Raw genomic sequence first — 19,646 nt, 5'->3', positions numbered from 1 at the left:
GCCGTCGGGCCACCCGGACCGCGCCGGACGCAACCCGCTCCGTTCCGCCGGCTGCGGCACCGATCCCGGGCAGGAGCCCAGCACCAGCGTGCTGCGCACCCTGACCAGCGGCGGCCGCGAGCGCACCGTGCAGCTCCACCTGCCGGACGGCTACCGCGGCGACCGGGCGTGGCCCGTGGTCCTGGTCTTCCACGGCCGGGGCAACACGGGTGCGGGCACGGAGGCGTTCTCCGGCCTGGACGCGCTGCCCGCGATCGTCGCCTACGGCAACGGCGTGGTCGGCACGGGCGACGGCGACCGGCAGGCCTGGGAGGGCGCGCCCTACTCGGCCCCGGGGGTCGACGACGTCGCGTACACGAACGACCTGCTGGACTCCCTGGAGCAGGACCTGTGCGTGGACCCGCGGCGCGTGTACGCGACGGGCAAGTCCAACGGGGCGGGCTTCACGGGCATCCTGGCGTGCGAGCTGTCGGACCGGATCGCGGCGATCGCGCCGGTGGCCGGCGCCTTCTACGGGACGGGCCACCCGGACTGCGACCCGGTGCGCCCGGTGCCGGTGATCGACTTCCACGGCACTGACGACGTGACCATCCCGTACGCGGGCGACCCGGACCGCGGCCTGCCCGCGATCCTCGACTGGACCGGCGGCTGGGTGCAGCGCAACGGGTGCACCGCGGGCCCCGACGTCGAGGAGACGGCGTCCGACGTCACCACGACGCGCTGGACCGGTTGCGACCACGGCGCCGAGGTGACGCACGTCGCGGTGCTCGGCGGCGGGCACACCTGGCCGGGGGAGGACAGCTACTCCGGCGGCGGGTACGCGACGCACAGCATCGAGGCGCACGAGGTGCTCTGGGAGTCCCTGGGCGACGAGCGGCTGCCGGTGCGGTTCCTCGCCGGGGCCGACACGGGGGCGGCGTCATGACCGCGACCTCGAAGCAGACCGCTCCCGGCACCGAGCCGGACCGCCTGCCGCGCGTGCTGCGGGCGCTCGCCGTCGTCGAGCGGCTGGGCAACGCCCTGCCGCACCCGTTCTGGCTGTTCTGGATCCTGGCGGCGATCCTCGGCGTGACGAGCGCCGGACTGGCGGCGGCGGGCGTGTCCGTGGTCTCGCCCGCCGACGGCGAGACCGTGGTGGTGCAGAACCTGCTCAGCGGCGAGGGGCTGGCCATGGCCGTGTCCACCGCGGTGGACAACTTCGCGACGTTCGGACCGATGGGCACCATCGTCGTGGTCATCATGGGGGTCGCCATCGCGGAGCGCACCGGGTTCCTGTCGGCGGCCATGAAGGTCTCCGTCTCCCGGGTGCCGGTCTCCTGGGTGGTGTTCGCCGTCGCGTTCGCGGGCACCGTCTCGCACGTGGCGAGCGCCGCGGCGTACATCATCCTGGTGCCGCTCGGCGGGCTGGCGTTCCGGGCGGTGGGCAAGTCGCCGATCCTCGGCGTCGTCGTGGCGTACACCTCGATCGCGTCGGGGTACGACGCGAGCCCCGTCCCGACGCCGAACGACGCGATCTTCGCGGGCATCACCACGGAGGCCGCGCGGATCATCGACCCGAACGCGTACGTCTCGCCGGTGAGCAACTGGTACTTCAACATCGGCTCCTCCCTGCTGCTGGCGATCGTGATCACCCTGGTCACCAACCTGGTGCTGGCCAAGCGGCCTGACCTGGACGCGGACCCCGACACGGTGCGTGACGAGGGCCTCGACGACGTCGCGGGCCTCGAGCTCTCGCCGCGGGACAGGAAGGCGCTGCGAGCCGCGCTGCTGTCCGGCCTGGCGGCGATCGTGCTGATCGCCGTGGCGGTGCTGCTGCCGTCGTCCCCGCTCCGGGGCGAGGGTGGGAGCCTGACCGAGTCGCCGTTCCTGGACGGCATCGCGGCGATCGTGGCCGTGCTGTTCGCGCTGGTCGGCATCGTGTACGGGTGGCGGTCCGGGGAGATCACCAAGGCGGGGGACGTGCCGCGCCTGATGGCCGAGGGCGTGCGGCAGATGGCACCGGTCCTCGTGCTGTTCTTCGCCATCGCGCAGTTCCTGGCGTACTTCGACTGGACGCATATCGGCGACGTCATCGCGGTGAACTCGGCGGAGGCGCTGGAGACCAGCGGCGTGCCGATCTGGGTGGTGTTCCTGGCGATCCTCGCGCTGCTGTCCGTGGTCAACGTGCTCGTGACCAGCGGCTCGGCCATGTGGGCCATCGCGGCGCCCGTCGTCGTGCCCATGCTGATGCTGCTCGACGTGCCCGCCGAGACCACGCAGGCACTGTTCCGCATCGCCGACTCCGGGTCCACGGCGATCACGCCGATGAGCCCGTACTTCATCATGGCGCTCGGGTTCCTGCAGCGGTATCGCAAGGACGCCGGCATCGGCACCCTGGCCTCGTACACGCTGCCGCTCGCCGTGTGCATGACGCTGGCCTGGACCGCGCTGTTCTTCGCCTGGTGGGCTCTGGGCATCCCGCTCGGGCCGGGGGCACCCGTGCGCTGACGCCGCCGGTGCGCTGACGCACACGTGGCCCCGCCGTCGTCCCTCACCGGGCACGACGACGGGGCCACGGTGATGATGTCCGGTGATGAACGCGATCCTGCTGCTGCCCGCCGGCATCGTCCTGCTCAACGTGTTCGCCCTGGCGCTGGTGCTGCTGCGGGCCCCGCTGTTCCGCCTGCCTGTGTACTGGCCGATGGTGCTCAACATCGGGCTGTCCGTGGCCCCGGCCGTGGTGCTCGGCATCGGGCTGCTGCTGGTGCTGGGCATCATCACGTTCGTGCCGAACCAGGCGCTCATGCTGACCGTGATCGCGCTGGTGCTCCTGGTCTGGGTGCTGCTGCTGCCGAACGCGGCCTACCTGGTCACCGAGCTGAACTTCTCCCACCGGCGGCCCACCGACGACCCGGCACCGCTCTGGTACGACATCGTCATGGTGCTGTCCCTGGCGCTGTCGGGCGTGCTGAACATGCTGATGAACGTGCTGCTGGTGCAGTTCGCCTACGTGCTGATCGTGCGGCCCAACGACGACGACCCCTACCGGCAGCCCGACTCCTGGGTGCTGGTCGGGGTCACCCTCGTGCTGGTGAGCGTGGGCGTCTACCTGGGGCGGTACATCCGGTTCAACTCCTGGGACCTGCTGCACCCCTGGTCGTTCGTGCGCAAGCTCGCCGAGCACTTCCGCGTGGCGGCGCACTGGCGGACGCTGGCCGGCTTCGTCGTCGTGCACACGCTGTTCTTCGGGCTGATGTACGTGCTCGTGGTCGCGCCCGTGGTGCTGATGGTGGCCGCCGTCAGCCGCTGAGGGCACACGGCGGCCACCGTGCCAGGTCGGCGCGGGCTCAGTCCGGCAGGCCCGCGACCGCGAAGTACGTGGTGCAGGCGCCGCCCTCGGACTCGTACCCCGTGGACAGCTCCAGCAGCTCGTTCCGCTCGGGCAGGGCCAGCAGCGTGGGGCTGTAGTTGGGGCAGTAGTTGTTCCACGGGTCGAGGATGCCCACCGGCGCCTCCGCCGTGGCCCAGCCGGCCTCCGGCACGCCCTCGTTGGTCATGATCGTCGACCCGCTGCCCGGCAGGACGCTCCCGTCCGCCCCGTAGAGCATCTGCCCGACGCCGAGCAGCCGCCCGTCGCGCGTGCCGTCGTCGTACCAGGAGATGTTCGGGGTGTGCCGGAAGTGCGTGCCGTCCGCTGTCGCGACCGGGCTGCCGATCTCGGTGACCGGCTGCCACGTGGTCCCGTCGGCCGAGCGGCGCGTGTAGTGCCGGCAGTCCTGCACCGGGCCGCACACCTCGTAGCTCATCAGGTAGTCGCCGTCCGGCAGGCGCCGCACCACCGGCATCCCCGGGCGCAGCCCGGAGTCGGCCAGTGCGATGACGTCCCGCAGCGGCGACCAGGTCACGCCGTCGGGCGACGTCGCCTGCACGATCACCTGGCTGTGCGCCGGCTGCTGGTTCTCGTCGGAGACGTACAGGACCAGGTCACCGTCGGGGGAGACGGCGAACTCCGGCTCCCACAGGCCCTTGCCGCCCGGCGCCGTGGCCGCCGTCGACACGTGCTCCCACGTGCGGCCCTGGTCGCGGCTGGCCCACACCGGCAGCGTCATCCGGCGCGTGGCCTCGTCCTCCTGCTGGCCCACCGACGCCGACCAGAGCAGGGTGCCCTTCGGCAGGTCGCCCACCTTGCGCGGCAGCTCGAACAGCGTCGAGCAGCACAGCCCCCGCGCCGCCCCCGGGTCCGAGACCGTGCCGACCCGCTCGAAGCTGCGGCCCGCGTCCGTGCTGCGGAAGATCGCGCCGTGCCCGGTGTCGCCGTCGAACGTGACCGTACTGACCACGATGGTGCCGTTCGCCGCCCCCGAGTGCTCCAGGCGGACGGCCCGCGGGTACAGGGAGACGCCCTCCATCAGGCGGGTCCCGTTCTCCGCGCCGCCCGGTGGCGGTTCGGCTCCGCTCGTCGCCGTGGCCGGCACGACGGCGGTGGACAGGGCGAGCGTGGCGAGGGCGAGAACGGCGAAGAAACGTCGTACGACCATGGGTGCTGCCTCTCTGATCGACTCTGATCTCGGCCTCACGCTAGTGATCCGCAGCGGGTGAGTCAACGTTGCACCACGTCGCCCGGACCGCCCCCCACGGGGTGGGGCGGTCCGGGCGGGCGCGGCCGGGCGGGATCAGCCCGCGGCGTCGACCGCGGCCTGCAGCTCCTCGATGAAGGCGGCGGCCGCCTCCTGCGGGGAGAGCTTCCCGAACTGGACCTGCTGGTTGTACCGGGACAGCATGGTCTCGATCTCGCTCGCGCCGTTCGGTGTGATGGGCGGGGCGTCGCCGGAGCGCTCGCCCACCAGCTTGGTGAAGTCGAGCAGCTTCCTCGCCGGCTCGTCGAGCGTGGGCTCGAGCGCCTCCTGGAACGCCTCGCTGGCGGGGATCCCACGGTCGGTCCCGAAGGCGCGGGCGACCTGGGGGTCGTTGACGAGGAAGTCGATCAGCAGGGCCGCCTCGGCCGGATGCTCGGACTGGGACGACGCCGCCCAGTACATCGAGGGTTTGGGGTACTGGAAGCCCTCCGGCGTGTCCGGGTCGGCGGGCCAGTCCGCCACCTCGTACTCGAAGTCGGGTGCGGCGGCGGCGATCGCGGTGAACTGGCCGGCGGCGATGAAGGCCATGGCGGTGTTGCCGACGACGGTGTCGCCCTGGTCCAGGGGCACGCCCGCCTTCTCGCTCAGGGCGGCCGCGTCCGGCGCCGCGCCCGACTCGATCCAGTCGAGCTCACGCTGCCAGTACGCGGCGACCGTGGCGGGGTCGATGGTCACGTCGCCCTCGGCGTCGAAGATCTGGTCACCGTGCTGGCGGGCGAACACCTCCAGGCTGAACGAGTCCGCCCCGAACGGGGACAGGCCACGCACCTTGCCGCCGGACGCCTCGGTGATCGCCTGCGCGGCGGCGTCGAACTCCGCCCAGGTCCACGTGTCGGTGTCCGGGACCGGCACGTCGTACTTCTCGAAGAGGCTGGTGTTCAGCACGACGCCGTTCCCCGCCACCCCGATCGGCACGGCGTACAGGCTGCCGTCGACCTCGCCGGACGCGAGCACGTTGTCCGGCAGCGAGCTCGCGTCGAGGAACTCCGGCACCGCGTCGAGGTCCAGGAGCGCCCCGCGCCCCGCGTACGAGGAGAGGTAGAGCTGGTCGAACTGGACGACGTCGGGCATGTCGCCGGCCGCCGCCGTGGTCGCCAGGCGGTCCCAGTACCCGCCCCAGTCCGCGTAGGTGGGCTCGACGGTGATCCGGGGGTACTTCTCCTCGAACAGCTTGATCGCGTCGAGGGTCGACTGGTGGCGGGCGTCCGCGCCCCACCAGGTCATCGTCAGGGTCACCTCCCCTTCGCTGAGCTCCGCGTCGGCCGGGTCGGGCGCGATGCCGCAGCCGGCCACGGAGACGCTCAGGGCGAGGGCCGAGCCGGCCAGCGCAGCCCGTCGCGCGCGTCGTTCCATCGTGGTTCCACCTCCGGTCGAAAGTCGTGGGCTCATCACTTGCCGCCCGTCGTCGCGATGCCGCGCAGCAGGAAGCGCTGCCCGAACAGGAACACGAGGAACACGGGGATCAGCGAGACGACGCTCATCGCGAACAGGGCCCCGAAGTCGGACTGGGACTGGGCGTCGATGAACTGCCGCAGCGCGACCGGGACCGTGTAGAGGTCGGGATCGGTCACGAAGATGAGCTGGGAGAAGAAGTCGTTCCAGGTCCAGATGAACGTGAAGATCGTGGTGGTCGCGAGTGCAGGCACCATGAGGGGCAGGATCACCTGGAGGAAGATCCGGGCGTGCCCGGCGCCGTCGATCCGTGCCGCCTCGTCGAGCTCGCGCGGGATGCCGCGCACGAACTGCACCATGAGGAACACGAAGAACGCGTCGGTGGCCAGCAGCTTGGGCACGATGAGCGGAAGGTAGGTGTTGATCCAGCCGAGCTGGGCGAACATCACGTACTGCGGGATGATCAGCACGTGCACCGGCAGCATGATCGTCAGGAGCATCGCGGCGAACGCCACGGTCTTGGCGCGGAACTGCAGCCGGGCGAACGCGTAGGCCGCCATCGAGCAGGACACGAGGTTGCCCACCACGGAGCCCAGCACGACCAGGGCCGAGTTGAGCAGGTAGCTGCCGAACGGCTTGCTCAGCGCGTTCCAGCCGTCGGGGTAGTGGCTGAGGTCGAACGTGTCGATCAGCAGCCCCGGGCTCGTGAAGATCTCGTCGTTCGGCCGCAGCGAGCTGGTCACCATCCACAGCAGCGGGTACAGCATCACGACCGCGACGAGGATCAAACCCACGTGGGCCAGGACCCGTGGGCGGCGTCGGCGGTGCTTGATGACGAGGGGGCGCTTGCCCGGCCGTGTGGTCGGTTCGGTGGTCGCGAGAGTTTCAGTCGTCATAGAACACCCAGTACTTGGAGGCCCAGAAGTTCAGGGCCGTGAACGCGCCGATGATGATGAGCAGCAGCCAGGCCAGGGCCGAGGCGTACCCCATGCGGAAGCCGGCGAAGCCTTCCTGGTAGAGGTACAGCGAGAAGAAGAGCGTCGAGTCGGCCGGTCCGCCGCTGCCGTTGGAGACGATGAACGCCTGCGTGAACGACTGGAAGCTGCCGATCAGCCCGAGCACCAGGTTGAAGAAGATGATCGGGCTCAGCAGGGGCAGCGTGATCTTGCGCAGCTGCTGCCACTTGTTCGCGCCGTCGGTCGACGCCGCGTCGTAGTACTGCCGCGGGATCTGCCGCAGTCCGGCGAGGAAGATGACCATCGGCGCGCCGAAGGTCCACACGTGCAGCACGATCAGGGTGCCCAGCGCGGTGTCCGGCTCGGCCACCCAGGCGGGACCCTGGATACCGAACAGGCCGAGGAACGCGTTGACCAGGCCTTCTCCGCCGAACACGAGGCGCCACAGCACCGCGATGGCGACGCTCGCCCCGAGCAGCGAGGGCAGGTAGAGCACGGACCGGTACAGGGCGAGGCCGCGGATGCCGCGGTCCAGCAGGAGTGCCAGGCCCAGCGCCACCGCGAGCTGGATCGGCACCGAGACCACCACGTAGGTCAGCGTCGCGACCAGCGACCTGCCCAGCCGCTCGTCGCCGAGCATGCGCTGGATGTTCTCCAGCCCCGTGAAGTTCGGGTCCTGCAGCAGGTTGTAGTCCGTGAACGCCAGGTAGAGGGAGGCGATCATCGGGCCGATCGTGATGCCGACCAGGCCCAGGAGCCAGGGCGCGAGGAAGACCGCTGCGGCCTTCGAGTCCCGCCGGCGCTCCTTGGCCAGGGCCTGCTTCTGGTCGGCGGTCAGGCCGCCGCGGCCGTCGCGGCGCAGCGTCCGCAGCTCGCCGATAGCGCTCACGGCGTGCGCTCCGAGCTGACCGGACGGGCGTGCCTGCCGGCGGCGGGCCCTCCGTGAGGGGTGGTGGGAGCTGAGGACACGGATGCTCCTTCGGATCGTGTCATGCGTCTTCGCAGGTGGTGCCGGAAGAATAGTGATCGTTCACTTTCCGTCCGGCGTCAACATAGTGAACGTTCACTATGCTGTCAACGCTGGTGTCGGTGGGCCCGCCGGACGCCGCGAGCGAGAGGATGGCGGAATGTCCGAGAATGCCGTGCGCCGGCCGACGATCGTCCAGGTCGCGCGCCTCGCGCAGGTCTCCCACCAGACGGTCTCGCGGTACCTGCGGCACAACGGCGGCCTCAAGCCCGACACCGTGCGGCGCGTCGAGGCGGCGATCGAGGAGCTCGGCTACCGGCCCAACCTGGTGGCCCGCTCCATGCGCACGCGTCGCACGGGCCGGCTCGCCGTGGTGCTGCCCGCTCCCGCGCTCCTGCTGCCGACGCGCCTGCTCAGCGCAGCCGCCGCGGTCGCGCACGAGGCGGGCTTCCTCATGGAGGTCGTCAGCGTCGAGGGCGGACCGGTGGAGCGCAGCGACCACGCGTGGGAGCTGATCTCCTCGGGCCAGGTCGAGGGCGTGCTCTCGCTCAGCTCGCTGCCCGGGCTCAGCGACCAGCCCCGGACCGCCTCCAGCGCCGCGTTCGTCGTGGTGGGGGAGTACGACGACGAGCTGCGCGGCATCGGAGAGCTCGCGGACGCCTCCGTCGTCGGCGAGATCATCGAGCATCTCGCCGGCCTCGGGCACCGGCACTTCATGCACGTCGCGGGGCCGGACGCCTGGTCGTCGGCCCGTGCCCGGCGGCAGGTGTACACCGAGGTGATCGAGCGGCTCGGGCTCGTCTCGCACGGCGTCGTCGACGGCGACTGGTCGGCGCAGTGCGGGTACGAGGCGGTGCGCGCCCTGGCCGAGGACAGCCCCGTCACGGCGGTGATCGCGGCGAACGACCCGATGGCGACCGGCGCGGTCCGGGCCGCCCTGGACCGGGGCTGGGGCGTGCCGCAGCGGCTGAGCGTCTCGGGCTGGGACGACCTCGAGCTGGGCCGGTTCGCGACGCCGTCGCTGTCCAGCGTGGTCGTGGACCGCGAGGAGCAGGGGCGGGTGGCCATGGAGCGGCTGATCGCGCTGGTCCGCGGCGAGCCGGAGCCCGATGCCGCGCGCCGGCCGCTGAACCGGCTGGTGCTGCGCGAGTCCACGGGGCCGGCGCCGGTGCCGGCCCCGTGAGCCGGATCGGCTAGCGCCGGGACCGCGTCATCATGCCGCCCTGCGCCGTGAAGCCCAGGCGCTCGTAGAACGGCATGACCGAGTCGCGGGAGTCCAGCGTGAGCTTGCGGACGCCCAGCTCGTCGGCCGCGCCGCACAGCGACTCCATCAGCCGCCGGCCGATGCCGCGCCCCTGGTGCTCCGGCACGACGAAGACGCTCTGCACGTCGCCGGAGCGTCGGACGGCGTCGCCCGGGTTGGGCACCCGGTCGAACAGCGCGAGCCACGCCATCCCGACCAGGACGCCGTCCAGCGTCGCGACGTGACACACCGACCGCTCGCCCTGTGACCGCAACCAGCCGCTCAGCGCGGCCGCGAACTCCCGGGCCTCGTCCGGTCCGGGCGTGCGGCCGGGCTGCGCCCAGCGCCACCGCAGTGCGGACAGGGCCGGGGCGTCGACGAGAGTGGCTGGTCTGATGACGAGGTCCGAGGGCACCGGCCCATGCTGGCACGAGAGAGCTGCGGGGGCACGGCACCCCGGGAGCACGGTCGGCCGGGAGAGCACCCGCCGGCGAGCCGCGCCGCCTAGGATTCCTCGCGTGAGTGCTGCCCGCCGGAGGAACCACCAGGTCGCCGTGCTCGTGCTGGAGGGCGCCAAGCCGCTCGACGTCGGCATCCCGGCGCAGGTGTTCGCCAACCGGCCGAGCATGCCGTACGAGGTGCGGGTCTGCGGTGCCGCGCCCGGACTCGTGACCGGCGGCGACGGCCTCTCCTACCACGTGGCCGAGGGCCTGGACGCGCTCGAGCGTGCGGAGACCGTGTTCGTCCCCGGGTACCGGACACCGGCCGCCGCCGACCCGCCCGCCGTCGTCGTCGACGCGCTGAAGGCCGCGCACGCGCGCGGGGCGCGGCTGGCTGCCATCTCGACCGGAGCGTTCGCGCTGGCCGCGACCGGCCTGCTCGACGGCAAGCGCGCCACGACCCACTGGCACTACACCCGGGCGCTGCGCGAGCGGCACCCCCTGGTGCAGGTCGACGAGAACGTGCTGTTCGTGGACGAGGGCGGCGTGCTCACCTCGGCGGGCGCGGCGTCCGGCATCGACCTGTGCCTGCACCTGGTGCGGCGCGACCACGGCGTGGGCCTGTCCAACCATGTGGCGCGGCGGCTGGTCGCTGCCCCCTACCGCAGCGGGGGGCAGGCCCAGTACGTGCCGCGCAGCGTGCCCGAGCCGCTCGGCGACCTGTTCGCGGAGACCCGCGAGTGGGCCCTGGAGCACCTCGCCGAGCAGCTCACCCTGGAGGCGCTCGCGCGCAACGCGCGGGTCTCGGCGCGTACCTTCTCCCGGAGGTTCGTCGAGGACACCGGCTACACGCCCATGCAGTGGGTGCTCCGGGCGCGCGTGGACCTGGCGCGCGAGCTGCTGGAACGCAGCGACCTGAGCGTGGAGCAGATCGCGCACCGGGTCGGCCTCGGCACCGCGGCCAACCTGCGACTGCACTTCCACCGGATCCTGGGGACGTCGCCCACGGAGTACCGGCACACGTTCTCGTCGGGCCCGGGCGGGGACGCGTAGGCGCGCTGGTCGGTAATTGGTCGGGTGGTCGTCAGAATGTCAGGTGGTCGGTAGCTCGAGCTACCGACCACCTGACATTCTGCCGACCACCCGGATCCCGGGCGTCAGCCCGGGCACGGTGGCCCGGCCGAGGCTCAGCCCTGGGCGAGCAGCTCCAGCGTGTCGATCACCCGGTTGGAGAAGCCCCACTCGTTGTCGTACCAGGCCACGACCTTGACGTGCTTGCCGTCCACCCGGACCAGTGCGGAGTCGAAGATCGCCGAGGCCGCCTCGCCCGTGATGTCGCTGGAGACCAGCGGCTCGTCGGAGTAGTCGAGGATGCCCTTCAGAGCGCCGTCGGCCGCCGTGCGGTACGCCGCCAGCACCTCCTCGCGGGTGACCTCGCGCTCGACCGTGGTGTTCAGCTCCACGACGGAGCCCACCGGCACCGGCACGCGGATCGAGTCGCCCGACAGCTTGCCGTTCAGGTTGGGCAGCACCAGGCCGATCGCCTTGGCGGCGCCCGTCGTGGTCGGCACGATGTTGACGCCGGCGGCGCGGGCCCGGCGCGGGTCGCGGTGCGGTCCGTCCTGCAGGTTCTGCTCCTGGGTGTAGGCGTGCACGGTGGTCATGAACCCGTGCTCGATGCCGGCCAGGTCGTCCAGCACCGAGGCCAGCGGCGCCAGCGCGTTCGTGGTGCACGACGCGTTGGAGACGATCACGTGCTCCGCCGGGTCGTACGCGTCGGTGTTCACGCCGTAGGCGAGCGTCACGTCCGCGCCGGCCGAGGGGGCGCTGACCAGCACCTTCCGGGCGCCGGCGTCGAGGTGCGCGCGGGCGGCGTCGGCGGAGGTGAAGCGGCCGGTGGACTCCAGCACCAGGTCCACGCCGAGCTCGGCCCACGGCAGCTTGCCGGGCTCGCGCTCGGCGAGCACCTTGATGCGGTGGCCGTCCACGACGAGCTCGTCGCCGTCGACCTCGACCGGGCGGCCCAGCCGGCCGAGCGCGCTGTCGAACTTGAGCAGCTGGGCGAGGGCGTCGGGGGCGGTGAGGTCGTTGATCGCGACCACCTCGAGCTTGGTGTCGCGCTCGAGCAGCGCGCGCAGGGTGTTGCGTCCGATCCGGCCGAAGCCGTTGATGGCGATGCGGGTCATCGGTTTCCTTTCGTCACCGTCCATGCTGCGCTCGCCGACGCCGACCCGAAAGCGGCTGGAAGGCCACTGTGCGCAAGGATCCAGCCAGAGGTTTCGCCACCGGTCGCAAGGATCTCGCCAGCCCCCGCGCAAGCCAGTTCAGGCCTCGCCAACCCTGTCCGGACGGCCCGGCAAGGCCCGTCGGTGTGGCCCCACCTCCCCGTCCCGAGCCGACCGCCTCCGGTCCGCGACGGCCCAGATCCGATCACCCCGGCAGAACGTCCCCGCCGTCCAGGGACGCCGCCACCTCCGCGATCCACCGGCGCTGCGACCGCGTCTCCACCGCGCGGCGGTGGTAGTGCGCGCGGACCCACGCCACGGCGTCGTCGGGCGCCACACCGCCCATGATCGCGAGCACCGAGAGCGCCGTGCCCGTGCGGCCCACCCCGCCGCCGCAGGCGATCTCGACCCGCTCGACCTCCGCCCGCGTGTGCGCCTCGTGCAGCGCGTCCAGGGTCTGCTCGGTCGAGTCGGGCAGCCGGAAGTCGCGCCAGCGGACCCACCGGTACTCCCGGCCGGGCACCGCCGGGTCCCGGCCGCGCAGGTAGACCGCGAAGTCGGGCGGCGGCACATCGCCACGCGGGCGGCGCAGCCCCGTCCCCCGGACGCGCCGTCCGTCAGGGAGCTCGACGACGCCGCCGTCGGCCAGGTTCCAGTGATCCATCGCTTCAGCCTAGGCAGCCGGGCGGCGATGAGTAATGGGGTCTGCCGCAGTCGGACGGTGAGGAGAACCGGAGAAGGAGCCTGAGATGAGCAAGGTGATCACGCACATGACGATGTCCCTGGACGGGTTCATCGCCGACCCAGACGATCGCATCGACGACATCTTCGACTGGTACGCCGTCGGACCGGTCGAGGTGCCCAGCGCCAACGAGGGTGTCTCGCTGCTGGTCGACGAGGCCAGCGCCGAGATGCTGCGCGACCTCACCGAGGGCACCGGCGCGCTCGTGTCCGGCAGGCGGCTGTTCGACATCACCGACGGCTGGGGCGACAGCCATCCCGTGGGCGCCCCGGTCGTCGTCGTCACGCACCACGTTCCCGAGAACGCGGACCGCTGGCCGCGGACCACGTTCGTGGGCGACGTCGGAGAGGCGGTCGCCCGTGCGCGCGAGATCGCCGGCGACAAGGACGTCACGATCGCGAGCGCGAACGTGGCCCAGCAGGCGCTCGATCTCGGCCTGGTGGACGACGTCTGCGTCAGCCTCGCCCCGGTGCTGCTCGGCGCGGGCATCCCGTACTTCACGGACCTCGGCCGGCACCTGCTCCTGGAGGACCCGGAGGTGGTCCAGGGCAAGCGCGCCCTGCACCTGCGCTACCGCGTGCGCCGCTGACTTCGGTCGGTTGCATCGAGAGTCGAGGCAACCGACCGAACTCAGCGACAGGTCGGCAACGGCCAGGTCAGAAGGTCCAGCGCTGCGCGGCCGTGCCGGAGCAGGTGCGGATCTCCAGGCGCTGGCCGTCGTGCAGGGGAGTGCCCCCGACCGCCGTCAGGCACTTGCCTGACTGCGGGTTGACGATCGCCTGGTCGCCCGACCGGTAGGTCCAGCTCTGTGCCCCGGTGCCGTTGCACTCCCACAGCTGCACGACGGCGCCGTCGGCGGTGCCGCCGGACGCGACGTCCATGCAGCGGCCGAGTGCCGCGAGCGTCGAGCCGGACCGGGTCCAGGTCTGCGCCGTGTTGCCGGTGCAGTTGACGATCTGCAGCGGGTTGCCGTTGACCGAGTCGGCCCAGGGGACGTCCACGCACATGCCGTTGGACGCGTGCACCGGGCCCGTGCCCGCGGGGAGGGTGCCGGTGCCGCCGTCGCCCCCGCCGCCGTCCGACCCGGCGATGGGCGTCGCGGTGCCGGAGAACGGGTCGAGCTGGATGTAGGCCGCGGACGGGTTGCCGTCGTGCACCAGCGACTCCTGGGCCAGGACGTCGTCGAACGCGAAGCCGTACGCCTTGCCGTTGGCCATCTGCTGGTGGATGAACTTGGAGTAGTAGTCGGTGACCGACGCCTCGTAGAAGCCCGACGTGCTGGTGCCCGGCTGGGTGGTGCGGGTCAGCAGCGTGGAGCGGTGGAAGCCGGCGCACAGGGTGCGGGCGATGGCCCCGATGTCGTTGTTCGGTGCGGCCAGGTCGTTGTAGCAGCCGAAGATCGAGTCGCTCGACGGCTTGCGGAACTCGGTCACGTACGCGCCCGAGGCGTTGGTGAACCGCATGACGCCGTTCTGCACCCGGCCGGTGAACACCGCGGCGGGATCGTAGGAGTAGGGCGCCACGGTGAGGTTCTCGTTCGTGTACTTGGCCCACACCTGGTCCACGTAGGACGACAGGATGTTGGCGTCGATCTGCCCCGTCCCGATCGCGTGCCCGGGCGCGAGGATGCGCAGCAGCGACCCGTCCGGGGCGCGCTGGGCGAGGTTGCCCCAGCCGGGCGTGGCGGCCAGCGCGTTGACGACGTTCTGGTAGCCGTTCGGCTTGAGCATGCCGGTGCTGATGACCGTGCCGTCGGCCTTGCGCAGGCCCGTCTGGTACGGGGCGGAGAGGAAGTCGACCTGGGTGCTGTTGATCCACAGGCCGTCGTTGTTCAGCGTGAACTCGGTCCAGCTGAACAGCTTGTTGCGGTTCGGGTCGCTCGGGTTCTGCACGGCGGGCTGGACCAGCCGGCCGTCGTTGACGACCTTGAACGAGAGCTTGCTGCCGTACGAGAAGTACACGCGGCCCGACATCTTGGGCAGCTGGATGGTCTTGGACTGCCCGTCTGCCGGCCCGGCGATCGAGGCGTCCGGGGCGTCCACGGGGGTGCCGCCCACGGTGGGCCAGGCGTGGAACGTGCCGGCGGCGTCGGCCCAGCCGAGCTGACCGGTACCGGGGTCGCCCAGGACGTAGACGAAGACCTGGTCGCCGCGTCCGGAGTCGTTGGTGATGGTCAGGGGGATGGTGGCGGGCACGGCCGCCGCGGGGGTGGGCTGCGCGCCGACGAGCGTGGCCGCGGTGACCGCGAGCGCGCCGAACGTGGCCAGGAGGCTGCGGAACCTGCTGCCGTGGAGTCTGGACCTTCGAGCACGTGACGGGGTTCGTGACAGTGTTCGTGACATGGGGAGATCTCCTCGTGTATCCGGGTAGCACGCCGTCGTACTTACTGGACTGTCAGGGAATCGGATATTAGTGAGGAACCCTGCCAATGTCACTAGTTCGGCACGATCGGATGTGCCGGTGGCCGTGCGGCTAGTCTCGATCGGGAGTGCACCACCCCTGATTCCGGCGTCGTCCGGCTCGCTCCGTCCGGCGCCGACGAGCGGAGGAGAGCGCGCGTGAGTGCGACCGACAAGCCCCGGCACCGCACCGTCGACGTCGACGGACTGGAGATCTTCTACCGGGAGGCGGGGGCTCCGGACCGGCCGTGCGTGCTGCTGCTGCACGGCTTCCCGAGCTCGTCACATCTCTTCCGGCACGTCATGGCACCCCTGGCCGAGGTGAGCCGCGTGGTCGCCCCGGACCTGCCCGGCTTCGGGTTCTCCGACGCGCCCACCGTGGACGAGTACGAGTACCGGTTCACCGTCCTGGCCGACACGGTCGAGGCGTTCCTGGAGCAGATCGGAGTCGACAAGTTCTTCGTCTACCTGCACGACTTCGGCGCTCCGGTGGGCTACCACCTCGCCACCCGGCACCCTGAGCGCGTTCTCGGTCTCGTGGTGCAGAACGGCAACGCGCACGAGGAAGGACTGGGCAGCCAGTGGGACACCGCGCGGGCGTTCTGGGCGGACCCCTCGGAGGTCAACCGCGCCCGGCTGCCGCAGTGGCTCACCTTCGAGGGCGTCCGGGACGAGTACGTGAGCGGGCTGCCGGCGCGGGTGCGTGAGCTGGCGCCGCCCGAGTCGTGGCACCTGGACTGGAACCGGATCTCGCGGCCGGGCAATCTCGACGCCCAGTTCCGGCTGTTCGGCGACTACGCCACCCACGTGGCCCGCTTCGACGAGCTGGCGGAGTACCACCGCGCCCACCAGCCGCCCTGTCTGGTGCTCTGGGGCCGGCACGACACCTACTTCGAGCTGGCCGAGATCATGGGCTACACGCGCACCCTCGACCGGCTGGAGGTCCACGTCTACGACGCCGGCCACATGCTGCTGGAGACGCACTGGCCGGAGTGCGCGGCGGTGATGCGGTCGTTCGTCCGGGACGTCATCGCAGGCCAAGGCATCGGTGGGGTGTGAGCAGCAAGAGGTCAGGGCCGACGGTCCAGGATCGCCTGGGTGGCGTTGTCGAGGTTCTGGGCACCCTTGGTCGCATCAGTCATGCCGACATCCTGACGGTCCGACGGCGCCCGCGAAAGGCCCCCCGGCTCGGCGTTTCCGCCGGTCGGAGGGCCTCCGCTGATCACCGAAGTCGGATCACCGGGTCAGTCGCGGTAGTAGGGCTGCACCTCAGCCTTGCTGGCGCCGATCCTCACGTTCCGGTAGTCGGCGCGGAATGTCGCGCCCGGCTGGTAGTCCTTGTACATGCCGTACTTGATCCGGAACATGTCGTCGTAGGTGTCGTTCTCGCACGCGGAGTTCGGGCCGTAGCCGAAGTAGTCCTCCTGCTCGAGGATCTTCGTCTCGACGGTGGTCGCTCCGACCCTCCTGTGCCAGACCTCGATGAGCCCCTTGGGCCCACCGGCGCTGTAGGGCTCCACGTGGTACTTGATGACGAAGGAGTGCCACTCGTCGGTGCCGATGCTCTTGGTCGCCATCGCCGTGTTGTAGTACGACTCGCTCACGGTCGGGTCGTCGCCCCGGCGCGTGAACTGGAGGTTGTGCCCGTTCCCGGCGCCGGACTGGATGCGGATACCGCCGATCGGGTTCGCGGCGCACTGCCAGAGCTGCATCACGTACGCCCCGCTGCCGGTCACGCTGTCGACACCCGCGGGGATGCGGATGTCGAACCCGACCCACACGTTGGTGTGGAACGGCAGGGTCCGCCCCGGCGTCGCCAGCTCGGTGCGGTCCCGGAGCCGGTTGCCGTTGGCGTCCACCCAGGTGTTCGCCTCGGGGTCGTCGAGGATGGCGCCCGGGTACCGGTAGTCGTGCTTCGTGCGGAACGTCAGCGCCGGTGCCTCCGCGGTTCCCGTGATGGTGGGTTCCTGGCCCGCTCCCTGACACCTGCCCTCGTACGTGCGCCCGTTCTCGATGAGATTGCCACCGTCGCCGATCGTCGGGCCGCACAGGGTGGGGTTCTCGATCGTCCAGGGCCTGCCCACGATGCCCATCGCGTAGCTGGGGACCTCTTCTACAGCGCTGTCTGCCGCGCTCGCGGGCTGCGTGGTCGCTACCGCGGCGACTCCCAACGAGGCTGTCAGGGTTGCCGCCATGGCGAGAGCCGTCATTCTTCGAGCGAGCCGACTCGGGGTCGAGATCTGCATCTATGTCGTCCCTTGCTTGGAGGGAAGCGCTCCGTGTGCCTGAACGTAACGTTGTCAGAGCCTGTACTCAATGAAAGATGCAGGGGTCTCGACAGCGCCGGCACGGCGCTCGTCCCGGCGACGGCCTGCGCTGTCACGCAGCCGCGCGTCACGGCCGGGTGCGGACAACGCGAAAGGCCCTCCCGCTCAGCGTTTCCGCTGGCTGGAGGGCCTTTCTGCACGGTGGGCGATACTGGGATCGAACCAGTGACCTCTTCGGTGTGAACGAAGCGCGCTACCCCTGCGCCAATCGCCCGTGCTGCCTGCCCCGTCGGGGCGTGCGTGGACGATATTAGCCTGGTTCGAGCGCGGATGCGAAATCCGAATCGCCGGAGGGCGTCAGGGGTCGGTCCGCTCCCGCATGTTGCGCTCGAACAGGTCGCGCGCGGCGGCCGACAGCTCGCCGATCTGCAGGTCCGCCCCGTCGAGCCAGACCGTCGGCTGGACGTTGCGCACGGAGCCCGTCAGCAGCATCTGCGCCTCGCCGGAGGAGACCCTGTCGAGCACCGAGAACGGCAGCTCGCCCTCCTTGGCCTCGCGCACGGGCAGGCCCGCCTCGGCACCCCACTCGAGCAGCAGCTCGCGCGTGATGCCGGCCAGGCAGCCCACGCTGAGCGGGGGCGTGACCAGCTCGCCGTCGAGCTCCAGGAACACGTTCGAGCCGGTGCCCTCGCACAGGTCGCCCGCCGTGTTCGCGAAGACCGACTCGTCGGCGCCCTTGCCGATCGCGTCCGCCAGGGCCACGACGTTCTCGGCGTAGGACGTCGTCTTCAGGCCTGCGACCGCGCTGTTCTCGTTGCGGGTCCAGGGGGAGCGGGCAGCCCGCCCGGTCGGCACGACGACGGCCTCGGTCGCCGCCACGACCACCGTCTGCGGCCCGTCCGAGCGGCCGGAGCCCAGCGGGCCCACGCCGTCGGTCACGGTGATGCGCAGGCGCCCGGCGTGGGGCGAGGCCGCCAGCACGGCGTCGACGCCGTCGCGAACCTTGCGCAGGTCCAGGGTCGCCATGCCCATGCCGGCCGCCGACCGCTCCAGCCGCGCGAGGTGGCGCGTCAGGGCGAACGCGTGCCCGTTCAGGACGGCGCAGGTCTCGAAGACACCGTCGCCGACCGTGATGCCGTGGTCCACCGCGCTGAGCGCGGCCTCGCCGGGCGCGACCATGCGCCCCTCTGTCCAGATGACCGTCATGCCGCCCAGTGTGTCACCGGCGCAGCGTCACGTGGGTCACCTCCGGCGTGTGCCGCACGGTGGTGGACGAGAACTCGATGGGCGGCACGCCGTCGAACACGCGCGTGCCCGAGCCGAGCGTGAACGGCACCACGTGCAGGCGCAGCTCGTCCACGTGCCCGGCGGCGAGGTACTCGTTGAGCGTGGTCGCGCCGCCCGCGATGGAGATGTCGCCCTCGCCTGCGGCCGCCCGGGCCTGGGCGAGCGCGCTCTCGATGCCGTCGGTCACGAAGTGGAACGTGGTGCCGCCCTCCATCGGGACGGACTCGCGTGGGTGGTGCGTGAGCACGAAGACCGGCCCGTGGTACGGCGGGTTGTCGCCCCACCAGCCCTTCCAGTCGAGGTCCCACGCTCCGCGGCCGGGCGTGAACATGTTGCGCCCCATGATGTACGCGCCCGCGCCGACGATGGCGTCCACCTCGGCCTGGTGCGCGTCGCCGTGCTCGAACATCCAGGTGTGGAGGCGCTCGCCCGCGAGCGGGCCGAACGGGTGCTCCAGGCTCTGGTCGTGCCCGGCGGAGTAGCCGTCGAGCGAGACTGCCAGGTCCGCTTTCACGATTCCCATGCGTGGTGGACGGCGGACGCCGTCAGGAATCATCGGTGCCGCGGATCACGCCTCGCCCCGGTAGCTCCCGAAGCTCCACAGGTTGCCCTCCGGGTCGCGGACCACGCAGGACCGGCCGCCGTAGTCCTGGTCGACCGGCTCCCGGAGGCCCGAGCCCCCGGCGGCGAGCGCGGCCGCGTAGGTGCCGTCGACATCGTCCGTCACGGCGTAGGCCGAGCCCGTCCCGACCTGGTCGGGCCACTGGGGCCGAGGCCGGTGCGTGCCGAGCATGACGCCGCCGCCCTCCGGCCAGGTCAGCTCGGCGTGCTGGACGACGGCGGGGTCGGCGTCGTCCCGGTACACGGCGCGCTCGGTGAAGCCGACGGCCTTCAGCCACGCCAGGGCGGCGTCCGCGTCGCGGTAGGCGAGGGTCACCCACAGTCCGGTGCTCATGATCGTCCTCCTTGGTCGGGTGCCTCCCACGATGCCCCGGCCGGGTCGGCGACGTCTTGAACGAACGGGAGCTCCTCGCGCAGCCAGGTGGACGGCGTGCACCCGCCCAGGGCCACCCACTCGCGGGTCATGTGGGCGTGGTCGGCGTACCCGGCGG

General features: G+C 71.4%; 19 protein-coding genes and 1 tRNA gene. 7 read left to right on the top strand and 13 right to left on the bottom strand.

The annotated features are described in order from the left end of the window. From PROKR_RS11495 to PROKR_RS11485, 3 genes are all read left to right on the top strand, one after another. A partial coding sequence (locus PROKR_RS11495; protein WP_051432885.1) for a CE1 family esterase occupies positions 1-925 on the top strand: 925 nt, incomplete at its 5' end. Continuing rightward, positions 922-2,487, top strand: coding sequence for an AbgT family transporter (locus PROKR_RS11490; RefSeq protein WP_036963190.1), 1,566 nt, complete (start codon positions 922-924; stop codon positions 2,485-2,487). The genes PROKR_RS11495 and PROKR_RS11490, both read left to right, overlap by 4 nt. Before the next feature lie 85 nt (positions 2,488-2,572). Beyond that, entirely contained in the window at positions 2,573-3,289 is a 717-nt protein-coding gene (locus tag PROKR_RS11485; RefSeq protein ID WP_036963187.1) for a DUF1361 domain-containing protein, read from the top strand. A 37-nt stretch (positions 3,290-3,326) separates the two neighbouring features. Here PROKR_RS11485 and PROKR_RS11480 read toward each other — a convergent pair whose 3' ends face one another. The 4 genes from PROKR_RS11480 to PROKR_RS11465 all read right to left on the bottom strand — a co-directional run bounded on the left by PROKR_RS11480 (position 3,327) and on the right by PROKR_RS11465 (position 7,802). Beyond that, positions 3,327-4,517, bottom strand: a complete 1,191-nt coding sequence (locus PROKR_RS11480; RefSeq protein WP_036963186.1) for a sialidase family protein — start codon at positions 4,515-4,517, stop codon at positions 3,327-3,329. 135 nt (positions 4,518-4,652) lie between these two features. Then, positions 4,653-5,969, bottom strand: coding sequence for an ABC transporter substrate-binding protein (locus tag PROKR_RS11475; protein WP_036963183.1), 1,317 nt, complete (start codon positions 5,967-5,969; stop codon positions 4,653-4,655). A gap of 35 nt (positions 5,970-6,004) precedes the next feature. After that, a complete protein-coding gene (locus PROKR_RS11470) occupies positions 6,005-6,904 on the bottom strand; it encodes a carbohydrate ABC transporter permease (RefSeq protein ID WP_036963182.1) in 900 nt (299 codons plus the stop codon). Further along, positions 6,894-7,802, bottom strand: a complete 909-nt coding sequence (locus PROKR_RS11465) for a carbohydrate ABC transporter permease (protein ID WP_397402880.1) — start codon at positions 7,800-7,802, stop codon at positions 6,894-6,896. Before PROKR_RS11465 ends, PROKR_RS11470 begins: the two co-directional genes overlap by 11 nt. A gap of 289 nt (positions 7,803-8,091) precedes the next feature. On the opposite strand from PROKR_RS11465, the gene PROKR_RS11460 reads away from it, so the two are divergent. Continuing rightward, positions 8,092-9,114, top strand: coding sequence for a LacI family DNA-binding transcriptional regulator (locus tag PROKR_RS11460; protein ID WP_036963178.1), 1,023 nt, complete (start codon positions 8,092-8,094; stop codon positions 9,112-9,114). 10 nt (positions 9,115-9,124) lie between these two features. Here PROKR_RS11460 and PROKR_RS11455 read toward each other — a convergent pair whose 3' ends face one another. Beyond that, a complete protein-coding gene (locus PROKR_RS11455) occupies positions 9,125-9,589 on the bottom strand; it encodes a GNAT family N-acetyltransferase (protein WP_036963176.1) in 465 nt (154 codons plus the stop codon). 103 nt (positions 9,590-9,692) lie between these two features. Between PROKR_RS11455 and PROKR_RS11450 the strand changes: the two genes are divergently transcribed. Beyond that, positions 9,693-10,667: a GlxA family transcriptional regulator gene (locus tag PROKR_RS11450; protein ID WP_036963174.1), complete on the top strand. Its 975-nt coding sequence runs from the start codon at positions 9,693-9,695 to the stop codon at positions 10,665-10,667. 134 nt (positions 10,668-10,801) lie between these two features. Here the strand turns inward: PROKR_RS11450 and gap are convergent, their stop codons facing one another. After that, the gene (gene gap / locus PROKR_RS11445; protein ID WP_036963172.1) at positions 10,802-11,800 is read right to left on the bottom strand and encodes a type I glyceraldehyde-3-phosphate dehydrogenase; all 999 of its coding nucleotides are present in this window, start codon (positions 11,798-11,800) and stop codon (positions 10,802-10,804) included. Positions 11,801-12,044: 244 nt separating this feature from the next. Beyond that, entirely contained in the window at positions 12,045-12,503 is a 459-nt protein-coding gene (locus tag PROKR_RS11440; RefSeq protein WP_036963171.1) for a protein-tyrosine phosphatase family protein, read from the bottom strand. 85 nt (positions 12,504-12,588) lie between these two features. On the opposite strand from PROKR_RS11440, the gene PROKR_RS11435 reads away from it, so the two are divergent. After that, on the top strand, positions 12,589-13,170 hold the full coding sequence (locus tag PROKR_RS11435) for a dihydrofolate reductase family protein (RefSeq protein WP_036963164.1): 582 nt from the start codon (positions 12,589-12,591) through the stop codon (positions 13,168-13,170). Positions 13,171-13,237: 67 nt separating this feature from the next. On the opposite strand, the gene PROKR_RS11430 is transcribed toward PROKR_RS11435, so the two are convergent. Continuing rightward, entirely contained in the window at positions 13,238-14,923 is a 1,686-nt protein-coding gene (locus PROKR_RS11430) for a beta-1,3-glucanase family protein (RefSeq protein WP_051432884.1), read from the bottom strand. A 216-nt stretch (positions 14,924-15,139) separates the two neighbouring features. Here PROKR_RS11430 and PROKR_RS11425 point away from each other — a divergent pair, with 216 nt between their 5' ends. Further along, complete coding sequence (locus PROKR_RS11425; protein ID WP_036963162.1) at positions 15,140-16,039, top strand: alpha/beta fold hydrolase; 900 nt, start codon at positions 15,140-15,142, stop codon at positions 16,037-16,039. Between the two features lie 185 nt (positions 16,040-16,224). Here the strand turns inward: PROKR_RS11425 and PROKR_RS11420 are convergent, their stop codons facing one another. The 5 genes from PROKR_RS11420 to PROKR_RS11400 all read right to left on the bottom strand — a co-directional run bounded on the left by PROKR_RS11420 (position 16,225) and on the right by PROKR_RS11400 (position 19,489). Beyond that, complete coding sequence (locus PROKR_RS11420) at positions 16,225-17,190, bottom strand: heparin lyase I family protein (protein ID WP_169736387.1); 966 nt, start codon at positions 17,188-17,190, stop codon at positions 16,225-16,227. A gap of 259 nt (positions 17,191-17,449) precedes the next feature. Beyond that, positions 17,450-17,521 (bottom strand) — tRNA-Val (locus PROKR_RS11415). 83 nt (positions 17,522-17,604) lie between these two features. Beyond that, positions 17,605-18,453, bottom strand: a complete 849-nt coding sequence (locus PROKR_RS11410; RefSeq protein ID WP_036963158.1) for an aminotransferase class IV — start codon at positions 18,451-18,453, stop codon at positions 17,605-17,607. Between the two features lie 13 nt (positions 18,454-18,466). After that, positions 18,467-19,057: a dihydrofolate reductase family protein gene (locus tag PROKR_RS11405; protein ID WP_036963157.1), complete on the bottom strand. Its 591-nt coding sequence runs from the start codon at positions 19,055-19,057 to the stop codon at positions 18,467-18,469. A gap of 45 nt (positions 19,058-19,102) precedes the next feature. Then, positions 19,103-19,489, bottom strand: a complete 387-nt coding sequence (locus PROKR_RS11400; RefSeq protein ID WP_036963155.1) for a VOC family protein — start codon at positions 19,487-19,489, stop codon at positions 19,103-19,105. Positions 19,490-19,646 lie beyond the last annotated feature (157 nt).

This window comes from Promicromonospora kroppenstedtii DSM 19349 (assembly GCF_000515355.1).
In the GTDB taxonomy this organism is placed as follows: Bacteria; Actinomycetota; Actinomycetes; order Actinomycetales; family Cellulomonadaceae; genus Promicromonospora; species Promicromonospora kroppenstedtii.
The sequence above is the reverse complement of the archived record's forward strand: the minus strand, read 5'-3'. Positions and strand labels throughout refer to the sequence as shown.